Annotated in this window: 9 protein-coding genes and 1 tRNA gene; 6 read left to right on the top strand and 4 right to left on the bottom strand. The window is 54.2% G+C overall.

Annotated elements, in window-relative coordinates; all coding sequences use genetic code 11:
- Nucleotides 1-214: 214 nt before the first annotated feature.
- A tRNA-Phe gene (locus tag RTX30_RS19875) sits at nt 215-290 on the bottom strand.
- Nucleotides 291-395: 105 nt separating this feature from the next.
- Nucleotides 396-1,115: a DUF554 domain-containing protein gene (locus RTX30_RS19870; protein ID WP_312691987.1), complete on the bottom strand. Its 720-nt coding sequence runs from the start codon at nt 1,113-1,115 to the stop codon at nt 396-398.
- Nucleotides 1,116-1,514: 399 nt separating this feature from the next.
- Between RTX30_RS19870 and RTX30_RS19865 the strand changes: the two genes are divergently transcribed.
- Nucleotides 1,515-3,653, top strand: coding sequence for an ornithine decarboxylase (locus tag RTX30_RS19865; protein ID WP_312691985.1), 2,139 nt, complete (start codon nt 1,515-1,517; stop codon nt 3,651-3,653).
- A 40-nt stretch (nt 3,654-3,693) separates the two neighbouring features.
- Here the strand turns inward: RTX30_RS19865 and RTX30_RS19860 are convergent, their stop codons facing one another.
- Together RTX30_RS19860 and RTX30_RS19855 are read right to left on the bottom strand one after the other, a co-directional pair.
- The gene (locus tag RTX30_RS19860; RefSeq protein WP_312691983.1) at nt 3,694-4,386 is read right to left on the bottom strand and encodes a response regulator; all 693 of its coding nucleotides are present in this window, start codon (nt 4,384-4,386) and stop codon (nt 3,694-3,696) included.
- Nucleotides 4,376-6,013: a sensor histidine kinase gene (locus RTX30_RS19855; protein WP_312691981.1), complete on the bottom strand. Its 1,638-nt coding sequence runs from the start codon at nt 6,011-6,013 to the stop codon at nt 4,376-4,378. The genes RTX30_RS19860 and RTX30_RS19855 overlap by 11 nt, the downstream gene beginning before the upstream one ends.
- A gap of 336 nt (nt 6,014-6,349) precedes the next feature.
- On the opposite strand from RTX30_RS19855, the gene RTX30_RS19850 reads away from it, so the two are divergent.
- From RTX30_RS19850 to citE, 5 genes are read left to right on the top strand one after another with little or no spacing between them, the layout of a single operon-like run.
- Nucleotides 6,350-7,714 carry a 2-hydroxycarboxylate transporter family protein gene (locus RTX30_RS19850; RefSeq protein ID WP_312691980.1) on the top strand — a complete coding sequence of 455 codons (1,365 nt, stop codon included), beginning with the start codon at nt 6,350-6,352 and terminating at the stop codon, nt 7,712-7,714.
- Nucleotides 7,715-7,735: 21 nt separating this feature from the next.
- On the top strand, nt 7,736-8,599 hold the full coding sequence (locus RTX30_RS19845; RefSeq protein WP_312691977.1) for a fumarylacetoacetate hydrolase family protein: 864 nt from the start codon (nt 7,736-7,738) through the stop codon (nt 8,597-8,599).
- A gap of 16 nt (nt 8,600-8,615) precedes the next feature.
- Nucleotides 8,616-9,635 carry a [citrate (pro-3S)-lyase] ligase gene (gene citC, locus RTX30_RS19840; RefSeq protein WP_312691975.1) on the top strand — a complete coding sequence of 340 codons (1,020 nt, stop codon included), beginning with the start codon at nt 8,616-8,618 and terminating at the stop codon, nt 9,633-9,635.
- Nucleotides 9,636-9,652: 17 nt separating this feature from the next.
- Nucleotides 9,653-9,946, top strand: coding sequence for a citrate lyase acyl carrier protein (citD, locus tag RTX30_RS19835; RefSeq protein ID WP_312691973.1), 294 nt, complete (start codon nt 9,653-9,655; stop codon nt 9,944-9,946).
- Complete coding sequence (gene citE, locus RTX30_RS19830) at nt 9,943-10,818, top strand: citrate (pro-3S)-lyase subunit beta (protein WP_312691971.1); 876 nt, start codon at nt 9,943-9,945, stop codon at nt 10,816-10,818. Before citD ends, citE begins: the two co-directional genes overlap by 4 nt.
- Nucleotides 10,819-10,826 lie beyond the last annotated feature (8 nt).

Raw genomic sequence — 10,826 nt, 5'->3', positions numbered from 1 at the left:
CCGTACCCAGAAAAGCAAAAACCCAGCCAAAGGCTGGGTTCTCTGAATAAGTGGTGCCCGGACCCGGACTAACGCCGTCAGGCGTTGAACAGCGCGCTAGTCGCGCTGGCCCCGAAGGGGTGAGCCGCTTGCGGCGAATAATCGAACGCAGTTCGATGGAGAGTCCGTACCCAGAAAAGCAAAAACCCAGCCAAAGGCTGGGTTCTCTGAATAGTGGTGCCCGGACTCGGAATCGAACCAAGGACACGGGGATTTTCAATCCCCTGCTCTACCGACTGAGCTATCCGGGCAACGGGGCGCATTAAACCTGATTCACCACGCTCCGTCAACGAAATTTCTTGAAATCGTTGCAGACTGCACAATCTATCACCACTTTGTTGAAAATGCACGCCAGGTCAGGCAAAAAACGCCGTCCACAGGGCAGAAATCGGCATGGCGAGCACCAACGCAGGCAGCATATTTGCCACCGCAAACATTTTAATTCCGCAAATGCGTAAACCGGTCGCCAGCAGCAGGACACCGCCAACTGCGGTGAAATCCCCCATCATTGCTGGCGTAGTCAGCGGCAAAATCAATGTGGCACAGGTGGCGAGCGTCAACTGAATAATCAGCATTGGTACAGAAATGACGGCCACAGCAAAACCGAGCGACGTCGCGAATATAACCGCGGTAAAGAAATCGAGAAAGGCCTTGGCAATCAGGATGCTGGCGTCACCGGTCATCCCTTCGCGCATTGCGCCAAAAATACCGGTGCCGCTGGCGCAAAACAGAATGATGATCGCCACCAGGCTTTGAATAAACGATTCGTGAGCACTGTTGGCGTCCTGAGTATTTTTGCGCTTTTGCACCACATTGCGCAGGGCATTCACACCGCCACTGATGCCGCGTTCGACATAGCACAACTCACCAATCAGCGTGCCGACAAGCGTGGCGAGTACCATCACGGGCAGATTAACGCATTTCACCACCAGCAGAATGCCGATACCCAGCGACGCAAGTCCAAAAATTGATGGCATGGAGGCTCGCACCCTTTCCGGCAGGCGATGGCTGAGCAGTGCGCCAAGGGTTCCACCTATCAAGACGGCGGCGGCATTGATAAAAGGGCCAGTTAACACGTTATCTCTCCGAATGTTCATAAAACTGAATAATACGGCGCACAGAATAGCATTTTTATGCGAATCATCCGCCTCGTTGGTTGCGCCACCTTGGGAAAAGTGACATGATTGCGCGAATTTTCTTCCATCTCTCGGGGGCTTCTGATGACGCAGCTTTCAGCCGTTTATCGCCCGCTTTGCGCCAGCATGCGGCCTGCCGCCCATTTCATTTTATCCCATACTTTACTCACCATGCGGTGAGGGTATCGCACGCTCACTGCAGGACAACAGTAAGATCAGAAGCGTTCTGCTTTTACTGATGTCTGGCGGTCGGAGCTGGTTCCGGTCAGACACGTTCGTTGGGTGAAGCACCTGCTTCACCTGGGGCCTTTTACTCCCCTGAAACGGGTATTCGTGCTTATGAAATCACTGAAAATTGCCGTCAGCCGCGAGCTGGTATCCACACTCTCCACCCACCGCGAAAAGGTGACGCTGGACAGTACAGACTTTACGGATGTGGCGGCAGTCGTCATGACGATGGCGGAGAGTCGTAGCGGCATTCTTACGCTGCTAAAACGAACGGGTTTTAACCTGCCGGTGTTCGTGTTTGCGAAAGACAATGCGGTCGAAACGCCGGAAGGCGTCACAGCGGTGATCGGCGGTAAAGATCAGGAGTGGCTGGAACTGGAAACCGCCGCCTGCGATTACGAAGACAATCTGTTGCCGCCCTTTTTCAACACGCTGCGCCAGTATGTCGAAATGGATAACAGTACCTTTGCGTGCCCAGGGCACCAGCACGGCGAATTTTTTAAGAAGCACCCGGCCGGGCGTCAGTTCTATGACTTTTTCGGTGAGAATGTCTTTCGCGCCGACATGTGCAATGCCGACGTGAAACTGGGGGATCTGCTGATCCACGAAGGTTCGGCGAAGCATGCGCAAAAATTCGCAGCAAAGGTGTTTAACGCCGATAAGACCTACTTCGTGCTTAACGGAACGTCTGCCGCCAACAAAGTCGTCACCAACGCGCTACTGACCCGGGGCGATTTGGTGCTTTTTGACCGCAATAACCACAAATCAAACCACCACGGCGCGTTGATTCAGGCCGGTGCGACGCCGGTTTATCTGGAAGCGGCACGTAACCCGTTTGGTTTTATCGGCGGTATTGACGATCATTGCTTTGATGAGCGCTATTTGCGCGAGCTCATCCGCGACGTCGCGCCGGAGAAAGCCGATCAACCTCGCCCGTTTCGCCTCGCGGTGATCCAGCTTGGTACGTATGACGGCACTATTTATAACGCTCGCCAGGTGATCGACAAGATCGGCAGCCTGTGCGATTACATTCTGTTTGACTCGGCGTGGGTGGGTTACGAGCAGTTTATCCCAATGATGGCCGACTGCTCGCCGCTGCTGCTCGATCTGAATGAAAACGATCCGGGGATTTTTGTCACCCAGTCGGTGCATAAACAGCAGGCGGGGTTCTCGCAAACCTCGCAGATCCACAAGAAAGATAATCATCTGCGCGGCCAGGCGCGTTTTTGCCCGCATAAGCGGCTCAATAACGCTTTCATGCTGCACGCGTCCACCAGCCCGTTTTACCCGTTGTTTGCTGCGCTGGACGTTAACGCAAAGATCCACCAGGGCGAGAGCGGTCGCCGCCTGTGGGCCGAATGCGTCGCGCTGGGCATTGAAGCGCGCAAAGCGATCATCGCCAACTGTAAAATGATCAAACCGTTTGTGCCCCCGGCGATCGGCGGGCGGCCGTGGCAGGATCATCCGACTGAGGTGATCGCCCGTGAACGCCGTTTCTTCAGCTTCGAGCCTGGCGATAAATGGCACGGTTTTGAAGGGTATGCGCAGGAGCAATATTTTGTTGATCCCTGCAAGCTGCTGCTGACTACACCAGGCATTGATGCCGAAACCGGTGACTATACTGAGTTCGGCATTCCGGCAACCATTCTGGCGCACTTTCTGCGCGAGAACGGGATTGTGCCGGAGAAATGCGATCTCAACTCGATCCTGTTCCTGCTTACGCCGGCCGAAAGCGCAGAGAAGATGGCGCAACTGGTCGCCATGCTGGCTCAGTTCGAGCAACATATCGAAGATGACACCCCGCTGGCCGATGTGCTGCCGACGATCTTTAACAAATACCCGGTGCGTTACCGCGATTACACTCTGCGCGAGCTATGCCAGGAGATGCACGATCTGTATGTCAGTTTTGACGTGAAAGATCTGCAAAAAGCGATGTTCCGCAAAGAGAGCCTGCCAGCTGTGGTCATGAACCCACAGGACGCCAACAGTGAATTTATTCGCGGCAATGTTGAGCTGGTGCGCATCAGCGAGGCGGAAGGGCGCATTGCGGCGGAAGGGGCACTGCCTTACCCGCCAGGCGTACTCTGTGTGGTGCCGGGCGAAGTGTGGGGCGGCGCAGTGCAGCGCTATTTCCTGGCGCTGGAAGAGGGCGTCAATCTGTTGCCGGGCTTTTCGCCGGAATTGCAGGGCGTCTATTCGGAAACCGATACGGATGGTATCAAACGCTTGTACGGGTATGTGCTGAAGTAATGTTTTGCCCCCTCACGCCGTGCAGGGTGAGGGGCAACATTCAGGCGGCAGCCCGACGGTACATACGGCGCGGGTGGCCAATTTTGCCATACTGCATCTCTACCGCCAGGAAACCGGCGTCTACGCAGTGCTCCAGATAACGCCGAGTGGTGGTTTTACTCAACCCGGTTTCGCTGACCACTTCATCTACCGAAAAACAGCGCTCCGCATCGTCGGCAAACAGCTTTTGCACCAGCGCCAGCGTATTCTCCTCGATGCCTTTGCTGCCATTATCCTGCCGGTAGTTTTTGGCCTGTAATTGATAGAGTGAGTCAACGTTTTGTTGGTCGACAACCTTCCATACCCGTTGCTGCTCGGCAAATTGCACAAAACGCTCCAGCGACTGACTCAGGCGCTTCCAGGAAACCGGCTTGAGAATGTAGTCGAAAGCGCCGTTGCGAATAGCAAGACTGCAGGTGTCCATGTCGCTGGCGGCGGTGATAAAAATCACCGAGCAATTCGCCCGGGCAATCAACGGATCGCTGATCAAGGTGATGCCTTTTCCATCCGGCAGGTAATTATCGAGTAAAACCAGTTGCGGCTGGGTACTGCTCAGCAACACCTGCGCGTCGGCAAGCGACGACGCAATGCCCACCAGGCGCAAACGTGGGTGTTTGCCGACCAGTTCAGCATGAAGCTGCGCAAGCGCGTTTTCATCTTCTACTATCAGCACGTCTATCTGTTCATGTCGCATAATTCTGATCTTCCAGGGTCGGTACGGGGCGCTGTACATTGCCCGTTTCAGGAATAAACAAAGAAAAAATAGCACCGCGAGGCGCGTTGGCGGAGACATCAATAGATCCACCTGCTTGCATAACGTAGCTGGCGATCAGATACAGGCCAAAGCCATGATCGCCACTGCGTTTGGTGGTCATCCCTCGCTCAAAAATCCGTTCGCGGATGGCCGGATCGATACCGATACCGCGATCCGCCACCTCAATGATCAGTTCCCGCTCATTAAGCAGGATTAGCACCTCCACCGGCTCATGCGGCAGCGGAGCGCGCTGTGTCGCCTCAATGGCGTTATCCAGCAGGTTGCCGATGATGGAGATCAGCTCCGCTTCTCCCAGCGATCCGCATGCTTTTTCCATCTGGCACAGCGGATCGAAGGCCAGCTCGACGCCTTTTTCACGCGCGCGGGCCGCTTTACCCAGCAGCAGACCGCACAAGGTCGGCGAGCTAAAGCGCGACGAGATAAAGTCCAGCAACTCCTGGGCATGTTCCGACTGCGCCTGGATATAGCGTACCGCTTCGTCGTAACGTTCCATATGCAGCAAGCCAGACAGGGTGGTCATGCGGTTTAGTTGTTCATGGCGCATAATGCGCAGGTTATCGACGTAGCGTTTGACCTGGCTAAGCTGTGCACTGAGCGTGTCAATCTCGTTGCGGTCGCGGAAGGTGATCACCCAACCCTGTAATTTATCTTCCAGCATGATGCGCACCCGGCTGGCAATCACCGTCAATTCGTTAAAACGGCAAATTTCATCGTGGGTATCTTTCTCCAGCATCACCGTGCGGGTGAAAAAGGGCCCCGGTGCAATCACCTCACCAATGGCCAGACCGCGTAACGCGCGCGTTGGCTGGCTTAACCCCAGCAATTTCCGCGCGGCCTGGTTGATCACCTCAATGCGCAACTCGCTGTCGACGGCGATTACCCCTTCATAAATCGATTCCATCATCGCTTTCTGCTGACGCACCAGCAGGCCGATTTCGCGCGGCTCCAGCGAAAAGATTTGCTTTTTAATGCCGCGGGTGAAAAACCAGGAAAAAATAAACAACGCGGCCAGCAACAACACGGCGGCAATAAAAATATTGATCACTTTACCCAGCGTAATGGTGTCGAGATAGCTGGTCAGATAGCCGACTGAAACAATACCGACGACATGCCCATTATCATCAAATATCGGCGCCTTGCTGCGCAGTGAAATCCCCAGCCCCCCTTTGCGAATGGTGGTGGTGCTTAACCCCTGTAATACCTCTTCGTTATCACCGCCAACCAGGGTTTTACCCACCACATCAGCATGGACGGAATGAAATAAATGGAGGCCTTTATTGTCACCGATAACAATAAAACTGGCATCGCTATGCGCGACAACTTTATGCATAAATTGCGTAATCGCCGGAATATCTTTTTCGGCCACCGAACGACGTAAATTCGGAATAATCGCGATCTCTTCGGCTTGTATTTTTGCTCTTGCACTCATTTCCTGGTATAGCTGGCGGCCAACGTCCTTGTAATAATAAACACCAAGCAAGGCAAAAAGGCCGGAGAAAAAAAGCACCAGCGAAATAAAAAGTTTGATTTGAAAGGATACTTTCATGACGGCACGCACAGCAGCTAACAAAGCGTCAATGTAGCATCTTTTACGGGCTTCGTGCGCAGTTTACTGGAAACTTGTGATCCCTTGCACAGCAAGCGTTGGCGGCAAAAAACAGCCTGTTAAATAATTCTTTTGGGAAATGTTATTAACTTGTGTTTCGATATAAAAGAAACCATAAAAACCACGCGCATAATTAAGGCGTGAATCACACAAAATAAAAGAAACCATAAAAACCATAGGCGCCATTAAAACTCCAATTTTATTATGCAGCTCCTCACATAAAGTGTGTGTTTAGCCCTTTAATCTGTACACACAAAATAACCAAGGGGCTTAATTATGAGCACAACTGACGATTCATTTTCTGTTACCTCTGAATCGCTGTCGATTCAAAAAACATCACTTAAAGATAAGTGGTGGCACATTATGGATACCTGGAAAGTAGGGATTATTCCACTGCCATTATTCCTGTTGGCGGGCGCGTTGATTGCTATCGACTGTCTGGGTGGCAAGCTTCCCAGCGATATCGTGGTGATGGTGGCGACACTGGCGTTCTTTGGTTTTGCCTGTGGCGAATTTGGTAAGCGCCTGCCGATCATTGGCAAACTGGGCGCGGCAGCGATTTGCGCGACCTTTATTCCGTCGGCAATGGTCTATTACGGCCTGCTGCCGGATGTGGTTGTGGAATCAACCACCAAGTTCTACAAATCCACCAACATTCTCTATCTCTATATCTGCTGCATTATTGTTGGCAGCATTATGAGCATGAACCGCACCACCCTGATCCAGGGCTTCCTGCGTATTTTCTTCCCAATGCTGTGCGGCGAAATCGTCGGCATGCTGGTCGGCATGGGCGTTGGCCTGATGCTCGGTATGGAACCGTTCCAGATTTTCTTCTTTATTATCCTGCCGATTATGGCGGGGGGCGTGGGTGAAGGCGCTATTCCGCTCTCCATTGGCTATGCTGCTCTGCTGCATATGGACCAGGGTGTCGCGCTGGGTCGTGTACTGCCGATGGTGATGCTCGGTGGTCTGACCGCCATTATTATCTCTGGCTGCCTGAACCAGCTCGGCAAACGCTTCCCGCACCTGACCGGTGAAGGCCAGTTAATGCCAAACCGTGAAAACGGGGACGAGAAAGCCTCTGCTGCACCGGCCTTTTCTGGCAAAACGGACGTGACCACTATTGCTGCAGGCGCGCTGTTGGCGGTCCTGCTGTACATGATCGGTATGCTGGGCCACAAACTGATTGGCCTGCCTGCACCGGTCGGCATGCTGTTTGCCGCGGTGCTGGTCAAACTGGCGCATGGCGTTTCCCCGCGTCTGCTGGAAGGCTCTCAGGTGGTGTACAAATTCTTCCAGACCTCTGTGACCTATCCAATCCTTTTCGCGGTTGGCGTGGCCATTACGCCGTGGCAAGAGCTGGTTCACGCTTTCACCCTCAATAACCTGCTGGTGATCGTGAGTACGGTGTCCGCACTGGTTGCGACAGGCTTCTTTGTTGGTAAAAAAATCGGCATGCATCCCATTGATGTGGCGATTATTTCCTGCTGCCAGAGCGGCCAGGGCGGTACAGGGGATGTTGCCATCCTGACGGCGGGCAACCGCATGAGCCTGATGCCATTTGCACAGATTGCTACCCGTATCGGTGGGGCGATCAACGTGTCGGTATCACTGCTGGTCCTTGGCAATTTCCTCGTCTGATTAAGCATTACAGGAACTGATATGAAACTCGCAAGCTTTGTCCATCAGGGGATCCGTAGCTACGGCATCGTCACGGCTGAGGGCGTCATCAATCTGGGTCAGCGCATGGGCGATCGTTACGGTGATTTGAAGTCGCTGCTCGCCGCCAACGCGCTGCAAGAAGCGCAACAGCTGGCTGGCGAAACGCCGGATATTCGCTTCGATGATCTCCAATTTCTGCCGGTGATCGACAACCCAGGGAAGATTCTCTGCGTGGGCATGAACTACGCCGAAAAGCGCAAAGAATTTGATCAGCACAACCCGGCACCTACGCTGTTTGTCCGCTTTGCCGACTCACAAACCGGGCATAACGCACCGGTACTGAAGCCACGTCATTCCAGCGAATTCGACTATGAAGGCGAACTGGCGGTGATCATCGGTAAAGGCGGTGAAAACATCAGCCGTGAGACAGCGCTAAGCCATGTGGCAGGTTACAGCTGCTACATGGATGGCTCAGCGCGCGACTGGCAGCACACCTGGTTTACCGCCGGTAAAAACTGGCGGCAGACCGGCGCGTTCGGGCCGTGGATGACCACCGCTGATGAAATCCCGGATCCGCATGCGCTGGCAATCCGCACCTGGCTGAATGGCCGCATGGTACAGGACGACAACACCGCCAGCATGATCCACAAGGTGGCGGAGCTGATTGAGTATATCAGTACTTTTACCAGCCTGACGCCGGGTGACGTGATTATCACCGGTTCGCCTGGCGGAGTGGGTAAAAAACGTAACCCACCGCTGTTTATGAAAGCGGGCGATCGCATTGAAGTGGAAATCGAGAATATCGGCCATCTCAGTAATGTGATTATCGATGCGCCAGCCCATGCGCTGACGGCAGCGCACTAAGGACGAAGGCAAGACCATGCAAGCACGACCCCCCATCGACTTCCGCGTAGCGGAAGTCAACGGCAATACTCAACGGCTGGCTTCTATCCGCACGTTGCTCGCAGACAGCGGTTTAGGTATGGACAGCGATATCACCACTTTCGTTGAAGCCTGGTCGGGAAACCGACTGGTGGGTTGTGCGGGGCTGGCCGCCAACGTCATCAAGTGTGTGGCAGTCGATGAAGCGCTGCGCGGTGAAAACCTCAGCGCGCGGCTACTCGCAGAAGTTGAAAACCTTGCGCTGGCGCGTGGCCATTTTCATCTGTTCTTGTGCACCCGTCCGTGCAACCGGGAGCGTTTTCAGCACAGCGGTTTCTGGCCTGTAGCGCAAAGTGGCAACAATGCGATTCTGATGGAGAACACACCGTCTGGCATTCAGCGTTATTGCCGTACGTTACAGGCCGATCGCGTGCCGGGAAAGCGCATTGGCGCGATTGTGATGAACGCCAATCCCTTCACCCTCGGGCACCGTCATCTGGTTGAACAAGCCGCGCAATCCTGCGACTGGCTGCACTTGTTTGTGGTGCGTGAAGACGCGTCGTTCTTCTCTTTCGCCGCGCGGCTGAAAATGGTGAAGGCAGGCGTCGCCCATTTGGCCAATGTCACCGTACACGAAGGCTCTCAGTACATCATTTCTCGCGCTACCTTCCCGGCCTACTTCCTTAAAGAGACAGGAAAAGTGCAGCAGGCGTGGAGTGAAATCGATCTGCTTATTTTCCGTAACTATATCGCCCCGGCGCTCGGCATTACGCATCGCTTTATTGGCAGTGAGCCATTTTGCGACGTGACCCGCCAGTACAACCAGACCATGCATCAGCTGCTGGCTGGTGCGGTGGAGGTGCGGGAAATCCCACGTATCAAAGCCACGGGTACTGCCATCTCGGCATCGGAAGTGCGTCGTTTACTGAAAACACACCAGTTTTCCCGTATTCGGGAAATTGTACCGGATACCACTTTCGCGCATCTGGAATCCCATTACAGCGCGGAAGTCGCTTAAAAATCAGGAATGTCATTATGAAAATTGTTAGGGAGGCGCTGGCCGGGACTATGGAGTCCAGCGACCTGATGGTGAAAATAGCGCCCGCCGAAGGCGAGCTTGAAGTGGTTGTTCACAGTGAAGTGATCAAGCAGTTTGGCGATCAGATCCGTCAGGTAGTGAACGCCACGCTGCGTGCAATGGATGTGCGCCAGGGGTTAGTGATCATTGAAGACAAAGGCGCACTGGACTGCGTGATCCGCGCCCGTCTGCAAAGTGCGGTGCTGCGTGCCGCCGAAGGGAGTGAAATCGAGTGGGGGAAACTGCTGTGAAAAAACTTCGTCGTAGCATGCTGTTTCTGCCAGGCGCGAATGCCGCCATGCTCTCTACCGCGTTTATTTATCGCCCGGATTCGATCATGTTCGACCTGGAAGATGCGGTCGCTCTGCGTGAAAAAGACACCGCGCGTCTGCTGGTCTTCCATGCGCTGCAACACCCTATGTATCAGGACATCGAAACGGTGGTGCGTATTAACCCACTGAATACTCCGTTTGGCTTGCCGGATCTGGAAGCGGTCGTCCGCGCTGGCGTGGATGTGGTGCGTTTGCCAAAAACCGACACCCCGGAAGATATTTACGAACTGGAACGTCACCTGGAGCGTATTGAGCTGGCGTGCGGCCGCGAAGTGGGATCAACCCGCGTGATGGCGGCAATTGAGTCCGCTATCGGCGTGATTAATGCAGTGGCCATTGCCCGCAGTTCCCAGCGTCTGATTGGCATTGCGCTGGCGGCCTTCGACTACGTTATGGATATGCAAACCGAGCGCGGTGACGGTACCGAGCTGTTTTATGCACGTTGCGCCGTGCTGCACGCTGCCCGTGCTGCCGGTATAGATGCTTTCGACGTGGTGTGGTCAGACGTTAACGATGAGGCGGGGTTCCTGCGTGAAGTCGAGCTGATCCGCAAAATGGGCTTTAACGGCAAGTCATTGATTAACCCGCGCCAAATCGACCTGTTGCATAACGCCTATGCGCCAACACAGCAGGAAGTTGACCACGCTAAGTTGGTTATCGAAGCGGCGGAAGAGGGGGAGCGTAACGGCCTTGGGGTTGTCTCGCTGAACGGCAAAATGATTGACGCCCCGATTATTAATCACGCGCAGATGGTGCTGGAACGTGCGGCTGCGTCCGGCGTGCGTCAGTAAGGAAAGAA

Source organism: Kosakonia sp. (genome assembly GCF_032052965.1).
In the GTDB taxonomy this organism is placed as follows: domain Bacteria; phylum Pseudomonadota; class Gammaproteobacteria; order Enterobacterales; family Enterobacteriaceae; genus Kosakonia.
The sequence above is the reverse complement of the archived record's forward strand: the minus strand, read 5'-3'. Positions and strand labels throughout refer to the sequence as shown.

Excerpts from the sequence above, each read along its gene's own strand:
- RTX30_RS19845 (WP_312691977.1), top strand. The coding sequence starts at position 7,736 with ATGAAACTCGCAAGCTTTGTCCATCAGGGGATCCGTAGCTACGGCATC.
- citC (WP_312691975.1), top strand. The coding sequence starts at position 8,616 with ATGCAAGCACGACCCCCCATCGACTTCCGCGTAGCGGAAGTCAACGGC.
- RTX30_RS19865 (WP_312691985.1), top strand. The coding sequence starts at position 1,515 with ATGAAATCACTGAAAATTGCCGTCAGCCGCGAGCTGGTATCCACACTC.
- RTX30_RS19855 (WP_312691981.1), bottom strand. The coding sequence starts at position 6,013 with ATGAAAGTATCCTTTCAAATCAAACTTTTTATTTCGCTGGTGCTTTTT.
- citD (WP_312691973.1), top strand. The coding sequence starts at position 9,653 with ATGAAAATTGTTAGGGAGGCGCTGGCCGGGACTATGGAGTCCAGCGAC.
- RTX30_RS19850 (WP_312691980.1), top strand. The coding sequence starts at position 6,350 with ATGAGCACAACTGACGATTCATTTTCTGTTACCTCTGAATCGCTGTCG.
- RTX30_RS19860 (WP_312691983.1), bottom strand. The coding sequence starts at position 4,386 with ATGCGACATGAACAGATAGACGTGCTGATAGTAGAAGATGAAAACGCG.